The 24859-nt window shown below is 66.8% G+C and carries 22 protein-coding genes and 1 other RNA gene; 14 read left to right on the plus strand and 9 right to left on the minus strand.

The window, feature by feature from the left end; all coding sequences use genetic code 11:
* Nucleotides 1-50 precede the first annotated feature (50 nt).
* Together AC3WPZ_RS10480 and AC3WPZ_RS10485 are read right to left on the minus strand one after the other, a co-directional pair.
* On the minus strand, nucleotides 51-866 hold the full coding sequence (locus tag AC3WPZ_RS10480) for a competence/damage-inducible protein A (RefSeq protein ID WP_492439449.1): 816 nt from the start codon (nucleotides 864-866) through the stop codon (nucleotides 51-53).
* Nucleotides 863-1759 (minus strand): EI24 domain-containing protein, encoded by an 897-nt coding sequence (locus tag AC3WPZ_RS10485; RefSeq protein WP_492439451.1) that lies wholly within the window; start codon nucleotides 1757-1759, stop codon nucleotides 863-865. Before AC3WPZ_RS10485 ends, AC3WPZ_RS10480 begins: the two co-directional genes overlap by 4 nt.
* An 84-nt stretch (nucleotides 1760-1843) precedes the next feature.
* On the opposite strand from AC3WPZ_RS10485, the gene AC3WPZ_RS10490 reads away from it, so the two are divergent.
* Nucleotides 1844-2656, plus strand: a complete 813-nt coding sequence (locus tag AC3WPZ_RS10490) for an alpha/beta fold hydrolase (RefSeq protein ID WP_492439453.1) — start codon at nucleotides 1844-1846, stop codon at nucleotides 2654-2656.
* A gap of 226 nt (nucleotides 2657-2882) precedes the next feature.
* Nucleotides 2883-3611: a hypothetical protein gene (locus AC3WPZ_RS10495; protein WP_291114818.1), complete on the plus strand. Its 729-nt coding sequence runs from the start codon at nucleotides 2883-2885 to the stop codon at nucleotides 3609-3611.
* Between the two features lie 17 nt (nucleotides 3612-3628).
* On the opposite strand, the gene AC3WPZ_RS10500 is transcribed toward AC3WPZ_RS10495, so the two are convergent.
* Nucleotides 3629-4378 carry a pseudouridine synthase gene (locus AC3WPZ_RS10500; protein WP_382325555.1) on the minus strand — a complete coding sequence of 250 codons (750 nt, stop codon included), beginning with the start codon at nucleotides 4376-4378 and terminating at the stop codon, nucleotides 3629-3631.
* 91 nt (nucleotides 4379-4469) lie between these two features.
* Here AC3WPZ_RS10500 and AC3WPZ_RS10505 point away from each other — a divergent pair, with 91 nt between their 5' ends.
* A complete protein-coding gene (locus AC3WPZ_RS10505) occupies nucleotides 4470-5060 on the plus strand; it encodes a DUF2062 domain-containing protein (protein ID WP_492439455.1) in 591 nt (196 codons plus the stop codon).
* 68 nt (nucleotides 5061-5128) lie between these two features.
* Here AC3WPZ_RS10505 and ssrA read toward each other — a convergent pair.
* The 4 genes from ssrA to ompA all read right to left on the minus strand — a co-directional run bounded on the left by ssrA (nucleotide 5129) and on the right by ompA (nucleotide 7612).
* Nucleotides 5129-5505, minus strand: a transfer-messenger RNA (tmRNA) gene (gene ssrA, locus AC3WPZ_RS10510).
* Between the two features lie 13 nt (nucleotides 5506-5518).
* Nucleotides 5519-6190: an HAD-IA family hydrolase gene (locus AC3WPZ_RS10515; protein ID WP_382323925.1), complete on the minus strand. Its 672-nt coding sequence runs from the start codon at nucleotides 6188-6190 to the stop codon at nucleotides 5519-5521.
* Entirely contained in the window at nucleotides 6187-6894 is a 708-nt protein-coding gene (ubiG, locus tag AC3WPZ_RS10520) for a bifunctional 2-polyprenyl-6-hydroxyphenol methylase/3-demethylubiquinol 3-O-methyltransferase UbiG (RefSeq protein WP_382323924.1), read from the minus strand. The genes AC3WPZ_RS10515 and ubiG overlap by 4 nt, the downstream gene beginning before the upstream one ends.
* A 70-nt stretch (nucleotides 6895-6964) precedes the next feature.
* Nucleotides 6965-7612 (minus strand): outer membrane protein OmpA, encoded by a 648-nt coding sequence (gene ompA, locus AC3WPZ_RS10525; protein ID WP_291114826.1) that lies wholly within the window; start codon nucleotides 7610-7612, stop codon nucleotides 6965-6967.
* A gap of 260 nt (nucleotides 7613-7872) precedes the next feature.
* On the opposite strand from ompA, the gene gyrA reads away from it, so the two are divergent.
* The 9 genes from gyrA to lapB all read left to right on the plus strand — a co-directional run bounded on the left by gyrA (nucleotide 7873) and on the right by lapB (nucleotide 19468).
* The gene (gene gyrA / locus AC3WPZ_RS10530; protein ID WP_382159099.1) at nucleotides 7873-10524 is read left to right on the plus strand and encodes a DNA gyrase subunit A; all 2652 of its coding nucleotides are present in this window, start codon (nucleotides 7873-7875) and stop codon (nucleotides 10522-10524) included.
* The gene (serC, locus tag AC3WPZ_RS10535; protein WP_444688697.1) at nucleotides 10524-11630 is read left to right on the plus strand and encodes a 3-phosphoserine/phosphohydroxythreonine transaminase; all 1107 of its coding nucleotides are present in this window, start codon (nucleotides 10524-10526) and stop codon (nucleotides 11628-11630) included. Before gyrA ends, serC begins: the two co-directional genes overlap by 1 nt.
* 4 nt (nucleotides 11631-11634) lie before the next feature.
* Nucleotides 11635-12732 carry a prephenate dehydratase gene (pheA, locus tag AC3WPZ_RS10540; RefSeq protein ID WP_291114832.1) on the plus strand — a complete coding sequence of 366 codons (1098 nt, stop codon included), beginning with the start codon at nucleotides 11635-11637 and terminating at the stop codon, nucleotides 12730-12732.
* The gene (locus tag AC3WPZ_RS10545; protein ID WP_291114849.1) at nucleotides 12732-13610 is read left to right on the plus strand and encodes a prephenate dehydrogenase; all 879 of its coding nucleotides are present in this window, start codon (nucleotides 12732-12734) and stop codon (nucleotides 13608-13610) included. The genes pheA and AC3WPZ_RS10545 overlap by 1 nt, the downstream gene beginning before the upstream one ends.
* A gap of 35 nt (nucleotides 13611-13645) precedes the next feature.
* Nucleotides 13646-15697: a bifunctional 3-phosphoshikimate 1-carboxyvinyltransferase/cytidylate kinase gene (locus AC3WPZ_RS10550; protein WP_492439457.1), complete on the plus strand. Its 2052-nt coding sequence runs from the start codon at nucleotides 13646-13648 to the stop codon at nucleotides 15695-15697.
* A 181-nt stretch (nucleotides 15698-15878) separates the two neighbouring features.
* Nucleotides 15879-17564, plus strand: a complete 1686-nt coding sequence (gene rpsA, locus AC3WPZ_RS10555) for a 30S ribosomal protein S1 (protein ID WP_291114836.1) — start codon at nucleotides 15879-15881, stop codon at nucleotides 17562-17564.
* Nucleotides 17565-17656: 92 nt separating this feature from the next.
* On the plus strand, nucleotides 17657-17977 hold the full coding sequence (locus tag AC3WPZ_RS10560; RefSeq protein ID WP_291114839.1) for an integration host factor subunit beta: 321 nt from the start codon (nucleotides 17657-17659) through the stop codon (nucleotides 17975-17977).
* A gap of 44 nt (nucleotides 17978-18021) precedes the next feature.
* Nucleotides 18022-18333 carry a LapA family protein gene (locus tag AC3WPZ_RS10565; protein ID WP_291114841.1) on the plus strand — a complete coding sequence of 104 codons (312 nt, stop codon included), beginning with the start codon at nucleotides 18022-18024 and terminating at the stop codon, nucleotides 18331-18333.
* On the plus strand, nucleotides 18323-19468 hold the full coding sequence (gene lapB / locus AC3WPZ_RS10570; RefSeq protein ID WP_382323921.1) for a lipopolysaccharide assembly protein LapB: 1146 nt from the start codon (nucleotides 18323-18325) through the stop codon (nucleotides 19466-19468). Before AC3WPZ_RS10565 ends, lapB begins: the two co-directional genes overlap by 11 nt.
* Nucleotides 19469-19575: 107 nt before the next feature.
* Here the strand turns inward: lapB and AC3WPZ_RS10575 are convergent, their stop codons facing one another.
* Both AC3WPZ_RS10575 and AC3WPZ_RS10580 read right to left on the minus strand, forming a co-directional pair.
* Nucleotides 19576-23160 carry a hydantoinase B/oxoprolinase family protein gene (locus AC3WPZ_RS10575; RefSeq protein ID WP_492439459.1) on the minus strand — a complete coding sequence of 1195 codons (3585 nt, stop codon included), beginning with the start codon at nucleotides 23158-23160 and terminating at the stop codon, nucleotides 19576-19578.
* Between the two features lie 8 nt (nucleotides 23161-23168).
* On the minus strand, nucleotides 23169-23708 hold the full coding sequence (locus tag AC3WPZ_RS10580; protein ID WP_291117711.1) for a winged helix DNA-binding protein: 540 nt from the start codon (nucleotides 23706-23708) through the stop codon (nucleotides 23169-23171).
* Here AC3WPZ_RS10580 and AC3WPZ_RS10585 point away from each other — a divergent pair.
* Both AC3WPZ_RS10585 and AC3WPZ_RS10590 read left to right on the plus strand, forming a co-directional pair.
* On the plus strand, nucleotides 23659-23781 hold the full coding sequence (locus AC3WPZ_RS10585; RefSeq protein WP_382325929.1) for a hypothetical protein: 123 nt from the start codon (nucleotides 23659-23661) through the stop codon (nucleotides 23779-23781). The genes AC3WPZ_RS10580 and AC3WPZ_RS10585 overlap by 50 nt on opposite strands.
* Before the next feature lie 103 nt (nucleotides 23782-23884).
* Entirely contained in the window at nucleotides 23885-24859 is a 975-nt protein-coding gene (locus tag AC3WPZ_RS10590; protein ID WP_444688693.1) for a TRAP transporter substrate-binding protein, read from the plus strand.

The following is a 24859-nucleotide window of genomic DNA, read 5'->3' on the forward strand; positions in this document are numbered from 1 at the left end:
CCGGTCGCACCCATTGGGTGCAACCGTCAATTGCACCGATTTGGTGCAACTCAATTTCGCACCATTTCAGGGCCCAGCTTCGCGTCGTGCCGATGCAGGCCCGCGAGCAGCTGGGCGTAGGCCGGCGCCACCGCCTCGGGGGCGCCCTTCACCCCCAGTTCGATGTGCCGGCCGTACTCAGGGTGGTCCACGCTGGGCAGGCTGAAGACCTTCACGGCATGGGCCTGCTCGATCTGCTCCATGAGCGGGGTCAGGGTGGCCTCCATGGCGCCGAACACGATCACCGAACGCTCCTGCCAGGCGCCCTGGCGATGCCATTGCGCGTACTCGGTATCGAGCACGCCTTCGATCATGGGCCAGGCCATGACGGGGAAGCCGGGCACGAAATGCACGCTGCCGCCCCCCGCCCCGTCGCAGCTGAAACCGGGGATCTTGTTGTACGGGTTGAGGATGAGGCGAGCGCCCACGGGAAACACGCCCATGTTGTAGCGGTGCACGTTGTCCGGCCGCTCGGGATCGAAGACCTCGCCACGCTCGGCGGCCGTGTCTCGCATGCGGGACTCGATCAGTTCCTTGGCCTGCGGGTGCAGGGCCAGGTCCACGCCCAGCGCGGCGGCGGCGCACTGGCGCGTGTGGTCGTCGGGCGTGGCGCCAATGCCGCCGCAGCAGAACACGGCGTCGCTGCCCGCGAACGCGTCGCTCAGCGTGGCGGTGATGCGGTCGCGATCGTCGCCGACCAGCTTGGCCCAGGACAGGGTCAGGCCGCGCTGCGCCAGCAACTCGATGATCTTGGGAAGGTGTTTGTCGCTGCGCTTGCCGGAAAGGATCTCGTCACCAACGATGATCAGGCCGAAGGTGGGTGTCATGAAAGGGTGGGTGGCTGGTTGAATGAGGACCCTGGTTCCTGGGCAGGCAAGGTCAATGGGGCCGGTGGGCTGGGTTCGGCGTCCCGCACCTCCACCGTGGCCTGCGCGCGCTGGCGCTGCAGCACGGTCAGGCAGAAATGGGCGAACCAGAGCGAGGCGAATGCGAACACCAGGGTGTAGATCCAGATCGCCACAGGCACCAGCAAGGGGGCCAGTGCAATGAACATCGCACCCGAAGCCCACAGCAGGCTGGGCGCGGCGCCCAGGTAGCCGCTGAGCACGCCCATGACGAGCAGGCTGCCGCGGTGCTCGCGCAGGATGGCCTTGCGCTCGTCGCCGCTGGCGTGCGTGGCCAGCGCGTCGAACGCGAACACCCGGTAGGTGAGCCAGCCCCAGATCAGCGGCGGAAGAATGAGCACCAGGGGTGGCACCAGCCACAGCGGCATGGACACGATCAAGGCCAGCACCGCGAGCAGCGTGGAGCCGAGCGACCACAACACGCTCACCAGCAGAGACCCACCGTGCTTGCGCTCCAGGCTGGGAAAGCGGCGCTGGCCAACCAGCTCCACCATGGCGGGCGTCATGAACATCGCCACCAGCAACAGGCACAACAGCACGATGACGGGGGTGGCCAGCACCAGCACCAGCAGCGGCGCGAACACGGTGCGCAGCGAGCCCAGGCCCAGGCGCTCCAGCCAACCGAGGAACATCTGGATGAGGTCAAACGCCTCCAGCCACGCCGCCACCGAGGCCACGGCGTTTTCCCAGAAGAAGTAACCCAGGCCGAACGACAGCACCACCATCAGGATCAGCGGGAGAAACGACAGTGCGATCACCCGCGGATGCATGCAATAGGCGATGGCGCGCCAGAAGGAATCGAACAGCAAGGACATGCCGGCAAGAATACATCCAATCCATGTCAGGCCACCCCGCGGGCGGCCCTCGCGCCGATCACTGCGACGCTAGGATCGAGCCCCATGAAACACATCGACATCGCGGGCATTGGCCTGGAAGTGGCTCACATTCCGGGGCCGGCGGAACGTGCCCCCCTGGTCTTCCTGCATGAAGGCCTGGGCAGCGTGGCCATGTGGCAGCAGCGCGGCCGGCACTGGCCCGCCGAGCTTTGCGCCGCCACAGGCCGCGCGGGCTGGCTGTACTCGCGCCGAGGCTATGGCCAGTCCGACCCCGTGGCCGACGTGCGCGGCCAACCCCGGTGGCAGGGGTCCTGGCACATCGGCCGCCACGAGCCCGACTACATGCACCACGAAGCCTGGCAGGTTCTGCCTGCGCTGCTGCAAGCCCTGGGCGTGCCCGAGCCCGTGCTCGTAGGCCATTCGGATGGCGCCACCATCGCCCTGCTGCACGCCAGCCGGCACCCGGTCGCGGCCTGCGTGGCCATGGCGCCCCACGTGTTTATCGAAGACATCGCGCTGAACGCCATCGCCCAAGCCAAGACCTTGTACGAAGGCGATCCCGACGGGCTTCGCCAGCGCCTCTCGCGCTACCACGCCGACGTGGACAACGCCTTCTGGCAGTGGAACGACGTCTGGCTCAGTCCGGCCTTCCGCCAGTTCGACATCCGCGCCGAATGCCAGGCCATCACCGCCCCCTTGCTGCTGGCGCAAGGCCTGGGCGATGAGTACGGCACCCTGGCCCAGCTGGACGAGATCGCGCTGGCGGCGCCGCATGCGCAACGCATCGAGCTGCCCGATTGCGGCCACAGCCCCCACCGCGATCAGCCTGAGGCCTTGACCCGCGCCGTGGCGGATTTTCTGGCCCGCTTGGGCTGATTTCCCCGCCTGGGGGATGCACGCCCGACGCGCAGTTGGGCACAATGGAACGTTGGCCGGACGCGGGCGCCGCCGGCCTGGCGCGCCATACCGCCATTTGCATCAAACGACCTCAAAACCCCAAGAAATTCACACGAAACGCGTACACACAAGGCCACAAAGCCCCGCCGAAGGTCCGGCAAACCTCTACACTTTGATACAAATAGACGCCACCCCTCCGCCACACATGAATACTTGGAACAACCCATGGCTGCTTGCCGTGCTCGCGCCCGCTCTGCTGGCCCTGGGGGCATTCCTGCACCGCGTCTGGGTCGACAAGCAGGCGCGGGAACGGCGGCGCATTCCCAAGCATTGGCCGCTGAGCACCCGCGCGCTGGCCAACAGTGAAGAAGCCCGCGTCTGGCACTGGCTGGCGCGCGCCTTCTACGACCACCACGTCATGATCAAGCTGCCGGTCACGCGCTTCACCTTGCCGCGCGACAAGGAGCAAGGCATGGACTGGTACAAGCTGCTCGGCGGCGTGTATTGCACCTTCACCGTCTGCCGCTCGGATGGGCGCGTGCTGGGTTGCCTGGACGTACCGGGCAGCGCTGGCTTGCCGCGCAGCACCCGCACGCTCAAACACTCCCTGCTGACCCAGTGCGGCCTGCCTTATTGGGTCGTGCGCTCCAACAGCCTGCCCACGGTTGCCGAAATCCGGGCCGAGTTCCTGGGCGAGTCCTCGCTCAACCACTCCATGCGCGAGCGCGAAATGGAAGAGCGCGCCATCATCGCCGCGCAGGCCAACCTGCGCACCGCGCTCACGCGCCAGCGAAGCAACCGCAACAGCGATTTCAGCCCGCTGTCGAACTGGCCCAACAGCACCACCGGCGACCCGCGCAGCGACTTCAACTCGCAGTGGCAGGAAAACTCCTTCCTCATGCCGCTGGACAGCCGCAAGGGCGATCTGCTCTAAGCCTGGCGCGCCGCCTGCTAGGCGCTCGCCGCACCGGGGGCCTTCTGCGTGAGCGCCAGCACCTCCGCCGCGGTGAGCCACCGCCACTGACCCGCCTTGAGCTCGGGCGACAGCACCAGAGCGCCGATGGATGACCGGTGCAGGCCTTCCACCCGGTTGCCGACGGCCGCCACCATGCGCTTGACCTGGTGGTATTTGCCCTCCGTCAAGGTCAGCCGCAGGTGAAGCTCGCTGACGGCTTCACACGCCTCGGCCTTCACCGGCTGGGGATCGTCGTCCAGCACCACCCCTGCCAGCAAGCGGCCGATCTGCCGCGCATCCAGTGGATGCTTGACCTGGGCCTCGTACACCTTGGGCACGTGGTGGCGCGGCGACGTCAGCCGGTGGATGAACTTGCCATCGTCGGACAGCAGCAGCAAGCCCGTGGTGTCCTGGTCCAGCCGACCGACCGCCTGCACGCCCGCGGCAGCCCCGCCCCCGCGCTGGCGCAAGGGCCCAGGCAACAGGGTGTAGACGCTGGGGTAGGTGCTGGGCTTCTGCGAACACTCGTAGCCCGCGGGCTTGTGCAGCAGCAGGTAGGCGCGTGCGTGGTAGTGCCAGACCTCACCCTGCACGCGAAACACCAGCCCCTCCTCCTCGAAGAGAGCTGAGGGATCGGTACACGGAGAGCTGTCTTCACCCACCGACACCAGCCCTTGCTGCACCAGGCCGCTGCAGATGCGGCGGGTGCCGAAGCCCTGGGAAAAAAGAATGTCCTGCAATTGCATCATGGTGCGGGAATTGTCGCCGCTCGCCCGACTCAGACCACGACACACCAGAATGGCAGGCCGCCCTCCGTGGGCACCCTCACTTTTGCCCATGAAGCAACGGATCAAGACCTGGCTCAGCACACAGGACGGACTGCGCCACCACCGCTGGCTGCGCTGGATGGGGCCGGTGTTGCACCAGCCCAGGTTGTGGCACTTCAGTCGCAAAGGCATCGCCATGGGCGTGGCCGTGGGCATCTTCTTCGGCCTGCTCGTCCCGATCGCGCAAATGCCCCTGTCGGCCGCCGCGGCCGTGCTCCTCAGGGCGAACCTGCCGATGGCGGTGGCCAGCACCTTCGTGACGAATCCGGTGACCTTCGGGCCGGTCTACTACGGCGCCTACCGCCTCGGCAAGGTGGTGTTGGGCGAACCTCGCGTGACGGAGAGCGAGGCGATGGCCGCGCTTGAGAGGGTGCGGGCTGAAGAGGAGAAGGCCGAGGGAGCGCGGCCAACCTGGTCGCAGCGCCTCGCCCGAGGTGTCGAGCACCTGAGGACAGCCGGCAAGCCGCTGGCCGTGGGTCTGGCCATCATTGCCACCTTGAGCGGGCTCACGGTCTACGTCCTCATCAGCGGGCTGTGGATTCTCAAGACACGCTGGGAACGCAAGCGACGGCTGCGCGAGCGCTCTTCGCCGGACGCCTGAAGGCCGCTCGCTTCGCAGGGCCGAAAAAAAGCCCGCCCGGCACGGCGCCGGGCGGGCTTTTCAATAGGTGGTGGAGCTGGGGGGATTCGAACCCCCGTCCGCAAGCCTTCTTCGAGCAGTTCTACATGTGTAGCCGTCTGTTTTGGGTCTCGCCGCCCGAGTCGCGCAGTGGCACGCTAAACGGGAAGCCAGCATCCTTGAATCTCACCCTGCGCCAAGGTGCCCGACGCAGAGCCAGCCAATGTGAATTACCTCGCAGCCGGGAGGTCTTGCGACCCCCTTGCCCAGCCCATCGGCCTGCTGTTGCGAGGCTCACCGGTGTTTAAGCGGCGAGTGCGAAACGTTCGTCGTTTGCAGTTGGTTTTTTTCTGCGGATTAACGAGGTGACAGAACCTCGACATGCCCTGCTGCGCGTCCGAACCCACGTCGAAACCAGTGCAGCCCCAGGAAGACAGAGTTTAAGGCAGTTCCAGCAATTTCAAGAGCTGCAGGGGCGAAGAAACCTCCGCGTCCGCACCCCAGCTGGCCACGTCGGCACCATAGCCGAGGTAACCGTACCGAGCAGCCACCGTCGGCATGCCCGCCGCCTTGCCCGCCCGGATGTCGCGCTCGTCATCGCCCACGTAGATGCACTGGCTCGGCAGCAGCTGCAACCGGCGCGCCGCCTCCAGCAAGGGCTCGGGATGCGGTTTGGCATGGGGCGTGGTATCGCCGCTGATCACGACAGAAGCGGTCTCGAAGAGCGCCATGGCCCGCGAAAGAGGATTCGTGAACCGCTGCGACTTGTTGGTGACCACGCCCCAACGAAGCCCACCGTCCACGAGGCGGGCCAGCAGATCGGCCACGCCGTCGAACGGCGCCGTGCGTTGGGTCATGCAGACTTCGTACGCACCAAAGAACTCTTCCTTCAACGCAGGGTAGTCCGCGTGCTCGGGCGTGATGCCGAACGCCACATGCAGCATGCCCCGTGCCCCGGAGCCCGCATGAGGCCGGTATTGCTCCAGCGGCAGCGAGGCCATGCCCCGGCTCACCCGCATGCCATCGGCAGACGACCCAAGATCCGATGCGCTGTCGATCAACGTGCCGTCCAGGTCGAACAGGACGGCGTGCACCCCTCGAAAAACAGTCATGGTTTGCGTGTGGCGAACAGGTAGTTGACGCTGGTGTCGGCGCTGAGCCAATAGCGTTGCGTCAAGGGGTTGTATTCCATGCCCCGGGTCTGATCGAGTTCCAGACCCACGGCCCGGCAATAGCTCGCCAGCTCGCTGGGGCGGATGAATTTCGCGTACTCGTGCGTTCCCTTGGGCAACAGCTGCAGCAGGTACTCCGCCCCGAGCACCGCGAACAGGAAGGCCTTGGCGTTGCGGTTGAGGGTCGAGAAAAACACCCAGCCTCCGGGTTTCACCAGGGTGGAGCAGGCGCGCACCACCGACGCGGGGTCGGGCACGTGCTCCAGCATCTCCATGCAGGTCACCACATCGAACTCGCCAGGTTGCTCCAGCGCCATGGCCTCCGCGCTGATCTCCTTGTAGCTGACGTTGGCGGTGCCCGCCTCCAGCGCGTGCAACTGCGCCACCCGCAGCGCCTTGACGGACAGGTCGATGCCCGTCACGTCGGCACCTTTGCGCGCCATGGAATCGGACAGGATGCCTCCGCCGCAGCCAATGTCCAGCACCCGTTTGCCCGCCAATCCCGCCAATCCATCGATCCACCCCAGGCGAAGCGGATTGATCTGATGCAGGGGACGGAACTCGCTGTCGGGATCCCACCAGCGATGGGCGAGATCGGAGAATTTGGCCAGCTCGGCCGGATCGGCATTGACGTTCGGATTCATGCGTTGATTATCGCCAGCACAATAAAAAAACCGCGCCGAAGCGCGGTTTTTGGACCGGAACTGAAGGGAATCAGTTCTTGCGGGTGCCGACCACTTCGACTTCCACGCGGCGGTTCTTGGCGCGGCCTTCGCGGGTGGCGTTGTCGGCCACCGGCTGGGTCAGGCCCTTGCCTTCGGTGTAGATGCGGTTGCTTTCGATGCCCTTGCTCACCAGATAGGCCTTGACGGCTTCAGCGCGGCGGTTGGACAGCTTCTGGTTGTAGCCAGCAGCGCCGGTGGAGTCGGTGTGACCCACAGCGATCACGACTTCCAGAGCAATGCCGGACACCTTGCCAGCCAGATCGTCCAGCTTGGCCTTGCCTTCGGGCTTGAGCACAGCCTTGTCGAAGTCGAAGAAGGCGTCAGCAGCGTAGGTCACCTTGGACGCCACGGGAGCCGGTGCGGGTGCGGGAGCCGGTGCGGGTGCAGGGGCTGCGGCAGGAGCCGGAGCGGGAGCCGGTGCGGGAGCCGGAGCAGCGGCAGGAACGATCGCGCCGTCGCAACCTTGTGCGGCGGTGGCGGGCGTCCAGTTGGCATCGCGCCAGCAGAGTTCATTGGTGCCGTTTTTCCAAACCAGTTCGCTGGTGCCATTGCGCCAGTTGTCGATGGTTTGGGCGCCGGCGGCCGTTGCCATGGCGGCGGTTGCCAACAGCATTGCCACTTTGTTAAGTTTTTTCATGGTTTTCCTCTATATAAGCCGCAGACAGACTGCGTGACAAGAACGACGCTTCAAGTGACCACCACTAAAAACGCTGGAATTTATTGTGCCACAAGCACGGAATGCCCGGCCCGCCGGCCAATGCGGCGTTGTCGCCGGATACAGCAGGTCACGTCATTCGTTGTGGATGTACAACAAACGACCCAAGAAGTTGTAGGAGAACGCGCCGTCTAAAATCACAGGTTGCCCTCCGGTCCATCTACGCACCTATTCCCTCGCTCATGACACAGTTCGCCAAAGAGACCCTGCCCATCAGTCTTGAAGAGGAAATGAGGCGCAGCTACCTCGATTACGCCATGAGCGTGATCGTGGGGCGTGCCCTGCCCGACGCGCGGGATGGTCTCAAACCGGTGCACCGGCGCGTGCTTTTCGCGATGCACGAGCTCAACAACGACTGGAACCGCCCTTACAAGAAATCGGCCCGTATCGTGGGCGACGTGATCGGTAAGTACCACCCGCACGGCGACAGCGCGGTGTACGACACCATCGTGCGCATGGCGCAGGACTTCTCGCTGCGGCACATGCTCGTGGACGGCCAGGGCAACTTCGGCTCCGTCGACGGCGACAACGCGGCTGCCATGCGCTACACGGAAATCCGCCTGTCGAAAATCGCCCATGAAATGCTGGCGGACATCGACAAGGAGACCGTCAACTTCGGTCCCAACTACGACGGTTCGGAAAAAGAGCCGCTGGTGCTCCCGTCGCGCCTGCCCAACCTGCTCGTCAACGGCTCGGCCGGCATCGCGGTCGGCATGGCCACCAACATCCCGCCGCACAACCTCAACGAGGTGGTGGACGCCTGCCTGCACCTGCTCAAGAGCCCCGAGGCCTCCATCGACGAATTGATGGAGATCATTCCCGCGCCCGATTTCCCCACGGCCGGCATCATTTACGGCATCAACGGGGTCAAGGACGGCTATCGCACGGGCCGGGGCCGCGTGGTGATGCGCGCCAAGTGCCATTTCGAGGACATCGACCGTGGTCAGCGCCAGGCCATCATCGTGGACGAGCTGCCCTACCAGGTCAACAAGAAGACGCTGCAGGAGCGCATTGCCGAACTGGTGCACGAAAAGAAGATCGAGGGGATCAGCCACATCCAGGACGAGTCGGACAAATCGGGCATGCGCCTGGTGATCGAACTCAAGCGCGGCGAAGTGCCGGAAGTGGTGCTCAACAACCTGTACAAGCAGACGCAACTGCAGGACACCTTCGGCATCAACATGGTGGCCCTGGTCGATGGCCAGCCACGCCTGTGCAACCTGAAGGACCTGGTCCAGGTCTTCCTGGAGCACCGCCGCGAGGTCGTGACCCGCCGCACGGTGTTCAACCTGCGCAAGGCGCGCGAGCGCGGCCATGTGCTCGAAGGCCTCGCCGTGGCCCTGGCCAACATCGACGAGTTCATCCGCATCATCCGCGAGTCGCCCACGCCGCCCGTGGCCAAGGCCGAACTCATGGCGCGCCCCTGGGACAGCCAGCTGGTGCGCGAGATGCTCACCCGCACGCGCGCCGATGGCGGCGTGATCAACGCCGACGACTACCGGCCCGACGGCCTGGAACGTGAGTTCGGCATGGGTGGAGACGGCCTGTACCGGCTGTCCGAGACCCAGACCCAGGAAATCCTGCAGATGCGCCTGCAGCGCCTGACCGGCCTGGAGCAGGACAAGATCGTGGCCGAGTACAAGGAGGTCATGGGCGAGATCGACGACCTGCTGGACATCCTGGCCAAGCCCGAGCGGGTCTCGACCATCATCGGCGAAGAGCTGATCATCGTGAAGCAGGAGTTCGGCCAGACCAAGCTGGGGGCGCGCCGCAGCGAGATCGAGCACAACGCGCAAGACCTCGCCACCGAAGACCTGATCACGCCAACCGACATGGTGGTCACGCTCAGCCACAGCGGCTACATCAAGAGCCAGCCGCTGTCGGAATACCGCTCGCAAAAGCGCGGCGGCCGCGGCAAGCAGGCCACCGCCACCAAGGAAGACGACTGGATCGACCAGCTCTTCATCGCCAACACGCACGACTACATCCTGTGCTTCTCCAACCGTGGCCGGCTGTACTGGCTCAAGGTGTGGGAAGTGCCGGCCGGTTCGCGCGGTTCGCGCGGCCGCCCGATCGTCAACATGTTCCCGCTGCAGGAAGGCGAGAAGATCAACGTGGTGCTGCCGCTGACCGGCGAGATGCGCAGCTTCCCGTCCGACCGCTATGTGTTCATGGCCACCTCCATGGGCACGGTCAAGAAGACGGCGCTCGATGAGTTCAGCAACCCGCGCAAGGCCGGCATCATCGCCGTGGACCTCGACGAGGGCGACTTCCTCATCGGCGCGGCCCTGACCGACGGGCAGCACGACGTGATGCTGTTCAGCGACGGCGGCAAGGCCGTGCGTTTCGACGAGAACGACGTGCGCCCGATGGGCCGCAACGCGCGCGGCGTGCGCGGCATGCTGATCGAAGACACGCAGAGCGTGATCGCCATGCTGGTGGCCGAGGACGAAGAGCAGAGCGTGCTGACTGCCACCATCAACGGCTATGGCAAGCGCACGCCGATCGCCGAGTACACCCGCCATGGCCGTGGCACCAAAGGCATGATCGCGATTCAACAGAGCGAGCGCAACGGCAAGGTCGTGGCGGCCACGCTGGTGCACAACGACGACGAGATCATGCTCATCACCGACAAGGGCGTGCTGGTGCGCACCCGCGTGTCCGAGATCCGCGAAATGGGTCGCGCCACGCAAGGGGTGACGCTGATTGCGCTGGACGAGGGCTCCGAACTCTCGGGCCTGCAGCGCATCGTGGAGAACGACGCCAACGTGCCGGAGCTGGGCGACGACACGAACGGAGCGGGCGCAGCCGACGACGCGGGCACCGAGCCGTGATGGCGCGGCCCTACAACTTCTCCGCCGGCCCGGCGGCCATGCCCGCCGAGGTGCTGCAGCAGGCCGCGGCCGAAATGCTCGACTGGCACGGCAGCGGCATGAGCGTGATGGAAATGAGCCACCGCGGGCAGGAGTTCGGCGCCATCCTCAAGGCCGCCGAAGCCGACCTGCGCGAGCTGCTCGCCGTGCCGGAGCACTTCCGCATCCTCTTCATGCAGGGCGGTGGTCTGGCCGAAAACGCCATCGTGCCGCTGAACCTGTCGCGCGGGCAAACGGTGAACTTCGTGGTCACCGGCAGCTGGAGCCAGAAGTCGCTGAAGGAAGCGCGCCGCTACTGCGACGCGCGCGTGGCCGCCAGCAACGAAGCCGACCACCACACCACCCTGCCCGCGCCGGCGACCTGGCAACTCGACCGCAGCGCGCGCTACGTGCACCTGTGCAGCAACGAGACCATCAACGGCGTGGAAGTGCACGAGTTGCCCGACCTGAAGGCACTCGGATCCGATGTGCCGCTGGCCATCGATTTCTCTTCCCACGTGGCCTCGCGGCCGGTGGACTGGTCGCGCGTGGGCCTGGCCTTCGGCGGCGCCCAGAAGAACCTGGGACCGGCCGGCCTCACGCTCGTGGTGGTCCGCGAAGACCTGCTGGGCCACGCCCTGAAAACCTGCCCCAGCGCGTTCGACTACAAGACCGTGGCCGACAACCACTCCATGTACAACACGCCGCCGACCTTCGCCATCTACATGGCCGGCCTCACCTTCCAATGGCTCAAGCGCCAGACCGAAGGCAACCTGAGCGGCGTGGCGGCCATGGAGGCGCGCAACATCGCCAAGGCCGAGTTGCTGTACGGCTTCATCGATCAGTCGACCTTCTACAGCAACAAGGTCGCCAAGGACTGCCGTTCCCGCATGAACGTGCCCTTCTTCCTGCGCGACGAGTCGCGCAACGAGGCCTTCCTCGCAGGCGCCAAGGCGGCCGGTCTGCTGCAGCTCAAGGGCCACAAATCCGTGGGCGGCATGCGCGCCAGCATCTACAACGCCATGCCGATCGAGGGCGTGCGCGCCCTGGTGGCCTACATGCGCCAATTCGAACAAACACAGGCCTGAACCGATGACCCTTCCCTCACAGTCCGAAGCCCTGGGCACCCTGCGCGTGCAGATCGACGCGCTGGACCAGCAGCTGCTGGCCCTGCTCAACCAACGCGCTCGCGTGGCCGAACAGGTCGGCGACATCAAGCGCGCGGAGGGCTCGCCCTTTTTCCGGCCGGACCGCGTCGCGCAAGTCATCGAGAAGATCCAGGGCGCCAACCAGGGGCCGTTGCTGAACCAGCACGTGGCCTCGATCTGGCGCGAGATCATGTCCGCCTGCCTGGCGCTGGAGGCGCCGCAGCGCGTGGCCGTGCTCGGTCCGCAAGGCACCTTCTGCGAACAGGCGGCGATCGAATTCTTCGGCGGCGCGGCCAACCTGATCTACTGCGCCAACTTCGACGAGGTGTTCCACGCCACCGCGGCCGGCACGGCGCAGTTCGGCGTCGTGGGCATGGAGAACTCCACCGAAGGGGTGGTGGCGCGTTCGCTGGACCTGTTCCTGCGCTCGCCCGTGCACGTGGTGGGCGAAGTCAGCCTGCTGATCCGCCACAACCTGCTGCGCCAGGTCAATCACCTGGATGGCATCGAAGTCGTCATGGCCCACCCGCAGGCCCTGGCCCAGTGCCAGAACTGGCTCACGCAACACCTGCCGAACGCCGAACGCCGCGCGGTCTCCAGCAACGCCGAAGGCGCGCGGCTGGCGGCCGAGAACCCGGCCTGGGCCGGCTTGGCCAGCGAACGCGCCGCCGCCCAGTTCGGGCTGCACATCGTGGCGCACGCCATTCAGGACGAGGCCTACAACCGCACGCGCTTTGCCGTGATCTCGCTGCCGCAGACCCTGGCCATGCCGCCCGCCTCGGGACGCGATTGCACCAGCCTGGTGGTGTCGGTACCCAACCGCCCCGGTGCCGTGCACGACCTGCTGGTGCCGCTGAAGAACAACGGCGTGTCCATGACGCGCTTCGAGTCGCGCCCGGCCAAGTCGGGCCAGTGGGAGTACTACTTCTACATCGACATCGCGGGCCACCCGTCGCAGCCGCACGTGGCCGCCGCGCTGGAGGAACTCAAAGGTCTCTGCGCCTTCTACAAGGTGCTGGGCGCATACCCGGTGAGCGAATGATGTTTGAACAACTGGGACTGATCGGCTGCGGCATGATGGGCGGCTCCTTCGCGCTGGCGCTCAAGCGCGCCGGGCTGGTCAAGCGCGTCGTGGGCTACAGCAAGTCGCCCTCCACCACCGAGCGCGCGCGCCAGCTGGGCGTGATCGACGTCGAGGCCCCGTCGGCGCTGCTGGCGGTCTCGGGCGCCGATCTCGTGCTGCTCGCGGTGCCGGTCTCGGCCACCGAAGCCACCTTCAAGGCCATCCGCCACCTGGTGCGCGGCAACGTGCTGATCATGGACGTGGGCTCGACCAAGCGCGAGGTGATCGACGCCGCACGCCGTGTGCTGAAGGACCAGGTCGGTGTCTTCGTTCCCGCGCACCCGATCGCTGGCAAGGAAGTCGCCGGCGTCGAGCACGCCGACGCGGACCTGTACCACGGCCGCCAGGTCATCCTCACCCCGATCGAACGCACGCTGACCGCCCAGCTCGAGAAGGCCAGCCAGCTCTGGACCGCGCTCGGTTGCCACGTCAAGCAGATGTCGCCGGAAGCGCACGATGCGGCCTATGCCGCCGTCAGCCACCTCCCGCACATGGTGGCGTTCGCCCTGATGAACGCCATCCAGGGCCAGTCCGATGGGCCGGATTTCCTCTCGCTGGCCGGCCCGGGCTTTCGCGACTTCAGCCGCATCGCGGCCAGCGACCCGGCGATGTGGCGCGACGTGCTCATGTCCAACCGCGAAGAGCTGCTGGCGCAGTCGCGCCATTTCCAGCGCGCGCTCCACGCCCTGGAGACCGCCATCAATGCCGGCAACCCCGACGCCCTCGAAGCCTTGATCGAACAGGCCAGCAGCGCGCGCGCGCGCTGGCGCATGACCGCCGTCAAGCCCCGCAGCTGAGCGGCGCCCCGGGCGACGCTTCCTCACCTTCGCGCATGTTTGCCATTTCCCACCTCGACATCCCGCCGCTGGCGAGCGCCGGCGGCACTGTGCGCCTGCCCGGCTCCAAGAGCATTTCCAACCGCGTGCTGCTGCTCGCCGCGCTCAGCGTGGGCCACACCGACATCGCCGACCTGCTCGACTCCGACGACACGCAGGTGATGCTCAAGGCCTTGGCCGAACTGGGCTGCCGCATCGAACCGCAACCCGACGGCGCCCTGCGCGTGCATGGCCTGGGCGGCGCCCTGCCGGTGCCCCAGGCCAAATTGTTCCTGGGCAACGCCGGCACCGCGATGCGGCCCCTCACCGCCTCGCTGGCCCTGCTGGCCACCCGCCATGGCGGCACCTTCGAACTCAGCGGCGTCCCGCGCATGCACGAGCGCCCCATCGGCGACCTGGTCGATGCGCTGCGCCAGCTCGGCTGCCCCGTGGCCTGCCTCGCCAACGAAGGCTATCCCCCATTGAAACTCGGCGATGGTCAGACCCACGCCCTGCGGCTGGACCAGCCCATCCGCGTGCGTGGCGACGTGTCCAGCCAATTCCTCACCGCCCTGCTGCTCGCCCTGCCCCTGGTGGCGCAGGAGCGCGACATCGTCATCGACGTGGTGGGTGAACTCATCTCGCGGCCTTACATCGAGATCACGCTCAACCTGCTGGAGCGCTTCGGCGTGGCCGTGCGGCGCGACGGCTGGCAGCGCTTCACCATCCCCGCCGGCAGCCGCTACCAGTCGCCCGGCCGCATCGCGGTTGAAGGCGATGCCTCGTCCGCCAGCTATTTCATCGCCCTGGGCGCCCTCGCGCCCGCCACGCCGGGCACCGACGGCATCACCATCGAAGGCGTCGGCCTGTCGTCCATCCAGGGCGACATCCGCTTCGTCGAAGCCGCCCGCCTCATGGGCGCCAAGGTCTCGGGCGAAGCCAACCGCCTGCACATCCAGCGCGGGGCCTGGCCGCTCAAGGCCGTCGACCTGGACTGCAACCACATCCCCGATGCCGCCATGACGCTGGCGGCCATGGCCCTGTACGCCGACGGCACCACCACGCTGCGCAACATCGCCAGCTGGCGCGTCAAGGAAACCGATCGCATCGCCGCCATGGCCAAGGAATGCCGCAAGCTCGGCGCGACGGTGGAGGAAGGCGAGGATTTCATCCGCATCACGCCGCCCGCCCGCCCGCAAGACTGGCGTGCGGCGTCGATCCACACCTACGACGACCACCGCGTCGCCATGTGTTTTTCGCTCGCCGCGTTCAACCCGGCGAAGCTGCCGGTGCGCATCGAAGACCCCAAGTGCGTCGCCAAGACCTTCCCGGACTACTTCGAGACCCTGTTCCAGGTCTGCACCACGCCCAGGGAGCACATCCCCGTGATCTGCGTGGATGGCCCCACCGCCTCCGGCAAAGGCACCCTCTCGGCCGAGGTGGCCGAACAGCTCGGGTACCACCTGCTGGATTCGGGGGTGTTGTACCGCCTGGTCGGGCTGGCGGCTGAAAGAGCCGGCCTGTCCACCGCCGAACCCGACCTGAAGGACCCCGGGCACGCGCGCCGCCTGGGCGAGCTCGCCGCCGGCCTGCAGGTGCGCTTCGAAGGCCTGCGCACCCTGTTCGAGGGCCAGGACGTGACCGACGACCTGCGCAGCGAAACCGCCGGCATGGCGGCTTCCCGGGTCTCGTCCGTGCCCGCCGTGCGGGAGGCCCTGCTGGGCCTGCAGCACGCCTTTCGCCAGCTGCCCGGCCTGGTGGCCGACGGCCGCGACATGGGCACGGTGATCTTCCCGGACGCCCCGCTGAAGGTGTTCCTCACCGCCAGCGCCGAGCAGCGCGCCGCACGGCGCCATAAGCAGTTGATTTCAAAGGGAATTGCTGCTAACATCGACAGTCTTTTGGCAGACCTGAAAGCGCGTGACCTGAGGGACACCTCCCGCACACACGCCCCTCTCAAGCCCGCCGAAGACGCCTTGGAACTGGACAACTCCGGCATGGACATTGAGCAATCGGTGCAGCAGGTGTTGAACTGGTGGCAAGGCAAAACGGCGTTCTCGGGCAACTGAGCGCGCTTCTTGATGGCCCTGACGGCACAGCCGGGCGTTCCCTGCCCGCAGGCCCGAAGGTTCTTTTCACTTAACCCCGCGGTGTCACGCACCGCAACGTCAACGCCGCCCACACGTCGCATCCGTTCCAGCCGCATTCCCCGTGGTTGTTGCACCGACGCTGAGTGGTTTAGGAAATTCAATGTCTGAATCTTTTGCCGCCCTGTTTGAAGAGTCCCTGAAACGCGCTGAAATGCGCTCGGGCGAAGTCATCACCGCCGAGGTCGTGCGCATCGAGCACAACCACGTGGTGGTCAACGCTGGCCTGAAGTCGGAAGCCTACGTGCCTCTGGCCGAATTCAAGAACGACCAGGGCGAACTCGAAGTGCAGGTCGGTGACTTCGTCTCCGTCGCCATCGACTCCGTGGAAAACGGCTTCGGCGACACCCTGCTCTCGCGCGACAAGGCCAAGCGCCTGGCTTCCTGGATGTCGCTGGAAAAAGCGCTCGAATCCGGCGAATTCGTCACCGGCACGACCTCCAGCAAGGTCAAGGGCGGCCTCAAGGTCATGGTCAACGGCATCAGCGCCTTCCTGCCGGGCTCGCTGGTCGACAGCCGTCCGACCAAGGACCTGACCCCGTACGAAAACAAGACCCTGGAATTCAAGGTCATCAAGCTCGACCGCAAGCGCAACAACGTGGTGCTGAGCCGCCGCGCCGTGGTGGAAGCCTCCATGGGCGAAGAGCGCGCCAAGCTGATGGACACCCTGAAGGAAGGCGCCATCGTGCACGGCGTGGTCAAGAACATCACCGAATACGGTGCGTTCGTGGACCTCGGCGGCATCGACGGCCTGCTGCACATCACCGACATGGCATGGCGCCGCGTGCGCCACCCGAGCGAAGTGGTCACGGCCGGTCAGGAAATCACCGCCAAGATCCTCAAGTTCGACACCGAGAAGCACCGCGTCTCGCTGGGCCTCAAGCAGATGGGCGACGACCCGTGGATGGGCGTTTCGCGCCGCTACCCGCAAGGCACCCGCATGTTCGGCAAGATCACCAACATCGCCGACTACGGCGCGTTCGTGGAACTCGAGCCTGGCATCGAAGGCCTGGTGCACGTCTCCGAAATGGATTGGACCAACAAGAACGTGGCCCCGTCCAAGCTGGTGTCGCTGGGCGACGAAGTCGAAGTCATGGTGCTCGACATCGACGAAGACAAGCGCCGCATCTCGCTGGGCATGAAGCAGTGCCGCGCCAACCCCTGGCACGAATTCGCCGAGCAGACCAAGCGCGGTGACCGCGTCAAGGGCCCGATCAAGTCGATCACCGACTTCGGCGTGTTCGTCGGCCTGGCCGCCGGCATCGACGGCCTGGTGCACCTGTCCGACCTGTCCTGGAACGAGCCCGGCGAAGCCGCCGTGCGCAACTACAAGAAGGGCCAGGAAGTCGAAGCGATCGTGCTGGCCATCGACGTGGAGCGCGAGCGCATCTCCCTGGGCATCAAGCAGCTCGACGGCGACCCATTCACCACCTTCGTGTCGGTGAACGACAAGGGCTCCATCGTGACCGGCAAGGTCAAGACCGTGGATGCCAAGGGTGCCGAGATCGATCTGGGCGAAGACGTGCTGGGTTACCTGCGCGCCAGCGAAATCAGCCGTGACCGCGTGGAAGATGCGCGCAACGTGCTCAAGGAAGGCGACGAAGTCAACGCCGTGGTGGTGAACGTGGATCGCAAGACCCGCAACATCCAGCTGTCGATCAAGGCCAAGGACGCCGCCGACCAGCAGGAAGCCATGGCCAACCTGAGCCAGCAGTCTTCCCGCGAAAACGCCGGCACGACCAGCCTGGGCGCCCTGCTGCGCGCCAAGCTGGACAACAACCAGAACTGAAGCGAAACCGGTTCGGCGCCGGGTGAGCCACCCGCCCGCAAGGGCGGCCACTTGCCCGGCGCTGTCCCCTCAACGCCCCCACTCCATTCGACATGACCCGAAGCGACCTCGTTGAAGCTCTGGCCAGCCGTTTCGGCCAGCTCACCCACCGCGATGCCGAGTTCGCCGTCAAGGCGATCCTGGACGCCATGGGCGAAGCCTTGGTGAAGGGCCATCGCATCGAGATCCGGGGTTTTGGCAGCTTCTCCGTCAACCGGCGTTCACCTCGCATCGGGCGCAACCCGCGCTCCGGTGAGAGCGTGATGATTCCCGAGAAACGGGTGCCGCACTTCAAGCCGGGCAAGGCCCTGCGCGAAGAGGTGGACAAGAAGACCGCCGAGATTCTGGGCCGCGAAACCCAGAAGCGGGCCTGAGACAGGGCTGCTCGCTACAATCGCCCCACCACAAAGGGGACGACGTGAAATACCTGATGTGGCTGCTCAATGCAGCCATTTTTTTTGTGCTGTTCGCCTTCGCACTCAACAACCAGGACAGCGTGACGCTGCACCTGTTCTTCGGTGCGAGCTGGCAAGCCCCCCTGGTGCTGGTGATCCTGGTGGCGCTGGTGATCGGGGTGTTCCTCGGCGTGGCCGTGATGCTGCCGCTGTGGCTGCGCGCCCGGCGCACCCGCCGCCAGCACGCGTCGGCCTCGGCGCTGCACAGCACCGCCTTTGACGGCGACACCACCCTGCTCCCTCCCGACCCGATCGACCGCCGGCATGGACTTTGATTTCACCTGGCTGCTCTGGGGCCTGCCGCTGGCGTTCGCGCTGGGCTGGGCCGCGTCGCGCTTCGACCTGCGCCAGTGGCGCATGGAAGGCCGCCAGGCGCCCAAGGCCTACTTTCGCGGCCTCAACCACCTGCTCAACGAACAGCAGGACCAGGCCATCGACGCCTTCATCGAAGCGGTGCAGGGCGACCCCGACACCGCCGAACTGCACTTCGCCCTGGGCAACCTCTTCCGCCGCCGCGGCGACTACGACCGCGCCGTGCGCGTGCATGAGCACCTGCTCTCGCGCGCCGACATCGACCGCAAGGACCGCGACCGCGCCCAGCACGCGCTGGCGCTCGACTTCCTCAAGGCCGGCCTGCTGGACCGCGCCGAAGCGGCCCTGCACAAGCTCGAAGGCTCGGCCTTCGAAGGCGAGGCCTTGCTGGCGCTGCTGGGCATCTACGAACGCTCGCGCGACTGGCCCCAGGCCAAGCGGATCGCCCAGCGCCTCGAAGACGCCGAACAAGGCAGTTTCGCCACGCGGCTGGCGCACTACCTGTGCGAAGAGGCCGACCTCGCCCAGCGCGGGGGCGACGGCGCCAAGGCCCAGCAACTGCTGAACGAGGCCGTGCAACGCGCCCCGCAGCTGGCGCGCGGCTGGATGGCGCTGTCGGCCCTGAAGGCGCACACCGGCGACGCCTCGGGCGCGTTCGACGCCCTGGTGCGCATGAACCAGCACGCACCACAAAGCCTGCCGCTGGCGGCCCGTGCCCTGGCCGATCTGGCCCGGCAAACCGGCCGCGAGGCCGAGGCCATGAAGTTGCTGCAGGCCAGCCACGAGCGCGCACCGGCGATCGACGTCACGGAAGCCCTGGCCAGCCTGAGCAGCGGCACCGAGGCGGTGCGCGGCCACTACCTCAGCCACCTGGAGCGCGAACCCTCGCTGGTCATCACCACCCAGTGGATGGCGGGCGAGACGCTCTCCAGCCCCACCGCGAAGGCCAGCGTGCAGAAGGCGCTGGAACACGCCAGCGCGCCGCTGCGCCGTTACCGCTGCGCGGCCTGCGGCTTCGAGGCGCGCCAGCATTTCTGGCAGTGCCCGGGCTGCCAGGCCTGGGATAGCTACCCGGCCCGCCGAGTCGAAGAGTTGTAGACGGCGCTCCCCCGCGCCGCGCCTGCGGCGCGTCACCCCCCAGGGGGCGACACCTGGGGCCGGCAAAGCCGGACCCGCGGTGTCCCTGGATCGCGGGCTGGCGCTCGTTACGCCTTCCCGTACCCACCGCCACCGGGCGTGTGGATCTCGAAGACATCGCCCGCCTGCATCTCGGCCTGCCCGATGTGGGCCAGGTCCTCGGTGCGGCCATCAGCCCGGACCACGCGGTTGATGCCGAGTTGTCCGGGCTCGCCGCCGTCCATGCCGAAGGCCGGGTGCACGCGGCCGTTGGAGAGGATGCTCGCCGTCATGGGCTCCAGGAAACGCACGCGCCGCACGCCCCCGTCGCCGCCGTGCCAGCGCCCGGCCCCACCTGAGCCGGCCCGGATCTCGTAACTCTCCAGCCGCACCGGGAAACGGAACTCCAGCACCTCGGGGTCGGTCAGGCGCGAGTTGGTCATGTGGGTCTGCACCACGCTCGTGCCATCAAAGCCGTCGCCCGCGCCGCTGCCACCCGAAATCGTCTCGTAGTACTGGTGCGCCGCGTTGCCGAAGGTGAAGTTGTTCATCGTGCACTGGCTGGCCGCCATCACGCCCAGCGCGCCGTACAGCGCGTTGGTGATGCAACTGGAGGTCTCCACATTGCCCGCCACCACCGAGGCCGGCGGGTTGGGGTTGAGCATGGAGCCGGGCGGGATGACGACCTTGAGCGGCTTGAGGCAGCCCGCGTTGAGCGGGATGTCGTCGTCCACCAGCGAGCGGAACACGTACAGCACCGCCGCCATGCACACCGCCGTGGGCGCGTTGAAGTTGTTGAGCTGCTGCGGCGAGGTGCCGGTGAAGTCGATCTCGGCGCTGCGCTCGGCCGCGTTCACCCGCACGCTCACCTGGATCTGCGCGCCGTTGTCCAGCGGCAGGGTGTACTGGCCGTCCTTCAGGCGCGTGATCACACGGCGCACCGACTCCTCCGCGTTGTCCTGCACATGGCGCATGTAGGCCTGCACCACGTCCAGGCCGAACTGCTCGACCATCTTGCGCAGCTCCTGCACGCCTTTTTCGTTGGCGGCGATCTGCGCCTTGAGGTCGGCCATGTTCTGCTGCGGGTTGCGCGAAGGGTATTCACCACTCTGCAGCAGGGCCACCATCTCGGCCTCGCGCAGCACCCCCCGGTCCACCAGCTTCACGTTGTTGATCTGCACGCCCTCTTCCTCGATGCGCGTGGAGAACGGCGGCATGGAGCCCGGCGTGGTGCCACCGATGTCGGCGTGGTGGCCGCGCGACCCCACGTAGAACGTGGGCTGGCTGCCGAGGTAGACCGGTGTGATCACCGTCACGTCGGGCAGGTGCGTGCCACCGTGGTAAGGGTCGTTGAGCACGTACACGTCGCCCGGCTGCATCTTGCCGGTGTTCTCGCGGATCACCGTCTTGATGCTCTCGCCCATGGAACCCAGGTGCACCGGCATGTGCGGCGCGTTGGCGATGAGGTTGCCCTGCGCGTCGAACAGCGCGCACGAGAAATCCAGCCGCTCCTTGATGTTCACCGAGTACGCGGTGTTCTGCAGCTGCAGCCCCATCTGCTCGGCGATGTTCATGAACAGGTTGTTGAACACCTCCAGCAGCACCGGGTCCACCGTGGTGCCCACGGCGTAGCTCACCGTGCGTGGCACACGGCGGTCCAGCACCAGGTGGTCCAGCGCCGTGAGCACCGCCTCCCAGCCCGGTTCGACCACCGTGGTCGCGTTCTTCTCCGCGATGATCGCAGGCCCGGGAATCACGTCGCCCGGGCGCAGGTCCTCCCGCACCACCAGCGCGGTGTCCAGCCACTGGCCCCCCGAGTACATGCGCACCGTCTCGCGCCGCGGCACTTCGCGCGGTTCGTGCGTTTCCACGCGCGGCTCGTGCGGCGCGTCGCCCGCGACCACGGCCTCCACCGACACCGCCTCCACCACGAGGCGCTTGCCCTGCATGAGAAAGGCAAAACGCTGCCGGTAGGCGGCTTCGAAACCCGCCTCGATCTCGGCCATGTCGCCGTAGGGAACGACCAGGGCCGAGTCGCTGCCCTCGTAGCGCACATGCACGCGGCGGTGCACGGTGGATTCGCCCGCGTTCACCTGCTGGCGCTGCAGCTCGGCGCGAGCGGCCGCCGCCAGGGCCTCGAGCGTGTCCGCGATCGTGGGCAGCGACGCCGCCGCCAGCGGCAGCTCCACCGCCTGCTCGCGGATCACGTTCTGGTCGGCCAGCCCCATGCCGTACGCGCTGAGCACACCCGCCAGCGGGTGCACGAAGACGCGCGTCATGCCCAGCGCATCCGCCACCAGGCAAGCGTGCTGCCCGCCCGCGCCACCGAAGCACTGCAGGGTGTAGCGCGTCACGTCGTAGCCGCGCGCCACCGAAATCTTCTTGATCGCGTTGGCCATCTGCTGCACCGCGATGTGGATGAAGCCCTCGGCCACCTCCTCGGCGGGCCGCCCGGTCCGCGCCGCCAGCTCGGCGAACTTCGTTTGCACCGCGTCCAGGCTCAAGGCCTCGTCGGCGCGGGGGCCGAACACCTTGGGAAAGTGCGCCGGCTGGATCTTGCCCGTCATCACGTTGGCGTCCGTCACCGCCAGCGGGCCGCCGCGCCGGTAGCTCGCCGGGCCGGGGTTGGCGCCCGCGCTCTGCGGGCCGACGCGAAAGCGCGAACCGTCGAACGCCAGGATGGAGCCCCCCCCCGCCGCCACCGTGTGGATGCTCATCATGGGCGCGCGCATGCGCACGCCCGCCACCTGGGTCTCGAACTCGCGCTCGAACTCGCCCGCGTAGTGCGACACGTCGGTGGACGTGCCGCCCATGTCGAAGCCGATCACCTTGCCGTGGCCCGCCAGGCCCGCCGTGCGCGCCATGCCCACGATGCCACCGGCCGGGCCCGAAAGGATGGCGTCCTTGCCCTGGAAGGCGTGGGCATCCGTCAGGCCACCCGAGGACTGCATGAAGAACAGCTTCACGCCCGGCATCTCGGCGGCCACCTGCTCCACGTAGCGGCGCAGGATGGGCGAGAGGTAGGCATCGACCACCGTGGTGTCGCCCCGGCTCACGAACTTCATCATCGGGCTGGTGCCGTGCGAGCTGCTCACCTGCGTGAAGCCCGCCTCGCGCGCCAGCCGCTCGGCCGCCGCCTCGTGCGCGGTGAAGCGGTAGCCGTGCATGAACACGATGGCCACGCTGCGCAGGCCGCGCGCGAAGGCCGCCTGCAGGTCGGCGCGCAACGCCGCCTCGTCCAGCGGCTGCAGCACCTCGCCGTGCGCGGCCATGCGCTCCTGCGCCTCGATCACCTCGGTGTACAGCAGCTCGGGCAGCACGATGCGGCGGTCGAACAGGCGCGGCCGGTTCTGGTACGCGATGCGCAGCGCATCGCGGAAACCGCGTGTGGTCACCAGCAGCGTGGGCTCGCCCTTGCGTTCCAGCAGCGCGTTCGTCGCCACCGTGGTGCCCATCTTCACGCACTCGACCTGCTCGGGCGTCACCGGCTCGCCGGCTTTCAGCCCCAGCAGGTGGCGGATGCCGGCCACCGCCGCGTCGCGGTACTGCTCGGGGTTTTCCGAGAGCAGCTTGTGCGTGACCAGGGTGCCATCCGGCCGCTTGGCCACGATGTCGGTGAAGGTGCCGCCCCGGTCGATCCAGAACTGCCAGCGAAGTGCGTGCGTCGGTGTCATAGGGAATGTCAGAGCGAAGCGGCCGAACGTGCGGCCTGGTCATAGATGCCGGAGAGCACGCGCAGCAGGCGCGCGAGCTGGCCGATGTCGTGGTTGAGCGCGTCATCCGCCTTGAGCGCATCGATCAGGCAGGTTTCGCGGATCTCGCGGTAGCGCGTCACGTAGCCCTTGCCCGCCTCGGTGGGCGCGTAGGTCACGTCCTTGCCGTTCTTGCTCGACTCCACCATGCCCAGGCTCTGCAGCTTCTTGAGCGAGTAGTTGACGAGGTGCGTGTCCTCCACGTTCATGATGAAGGCGATGTCGGCCAGGCGCTTGTCGCGCGCGCGGTGCGAAACGTGGTGCAGCACCAGCACGTCCAGCGCGGTGAGGTCCTTCAGGCCGGCGGCGCTCATGCAGTGCACCACCCAGCGGTGGAAGGCATTGCCGGCCACGATCAGACCGAACTCGAACTCGCTCATCTCCGCGCTGCGCGGCGACACCAGGTGCGCGGAAGACACGATGGGCGAAGCCGGCGGCGTTGGCTTGGCACTTGCTTTGGAACGGGCCATGGCGGAAAGTCTGCGTCGTTTCGGTGCGGCGGAGTTTAGGCTTTATGTTGACGATTTGCCAACGATTTATTGACATTCAGGGAAAGTACCGATCACACTTCATCCACTCGCCGATAGAGTCCTCCGAGCCGCAACCGCTGCTCGATCCGTGTCCCACCCCCACCTGGAGCCCTAAGATGAAACGTCGCCTGTTCAGCCTTTCCGTGGCCGCTGCCACCGTGGCCATGAGCCTCCCCGCCCTGGCCCAGACCAAATGGGACCTGCCGGCGGCCTACCCCGCCACCAACTTCCACACCGTCAACCTCACGGCCTTCGCCAACGACGTGGACAAGGCCACCGGCGGCAAACTCAAGATCACGGTGCACGCGGGCGCCTCGCTGTTCAAGGCGCCCGAGATCAAGCGCGCGGTGCAGGGCGGCCAGGCACAGATCGGCGAGATCCTGATGGCCAACTTCCAGAACGAATGGCAGCTGTTCGGCGCCGATGGCCTGCCCTTCCTGGCCGACAGCTACGACGCCTCCATGAAGCTCTACAAGGCGCAGAAGCCGTTGCTGGAGAAGAAATTCGCCGAGCAGGGCATGGTGCTGCTCTACGCCGTGGCCTGGCCACCGCAGGGCCTCTACAGCAAGGCGCCGATCAACAGCGCCGCCGACCTCAAGGGCAGCAAGTGGCGCGCGTACAGCCCGGCCACCGCGCGCATCGCCGAGCTGGTGGGCGCACAGCCCGTCACCGTGCAGGCCGCCGAACTCTCTCAGGCCCTGGCCACCGGCGTGGTCGAGACCAACATGACCTCCGGCGCCACCGGCGTGGACAGCAAGCTCTACGAGCACCTGAAGTTCTACTACGACGTGCAAGCCTGGCTGCCCAAGAACGCCGTGTTCGCCAACAAGAAGGCCTTCGACGCGCTCGACAAGCCCTCGCAGGACGCGCTGCTCAAGGCCGCCGCCGACGCCGAAACGCGCGGCTGGGCCGAATCGCAGAAGGTCAACACCGACACCCTCGCCACGCTCAAGGCGCGCGGCATGACCGTGGCGCCGCCGTCGGCACAGCTCAAAGCCGACCTGCAGAAGGTGGGCGAGACCATGCTCAAGGAATGGCAGGAAAAGGCCGGCCCTGAAGGCAAGACCCTGATCGACACCTACAAGCGCTGA

Source organism: Hydrogenophaga sp. FW305-3-2-15-A-LB1, from assembly GCF_058787875.1.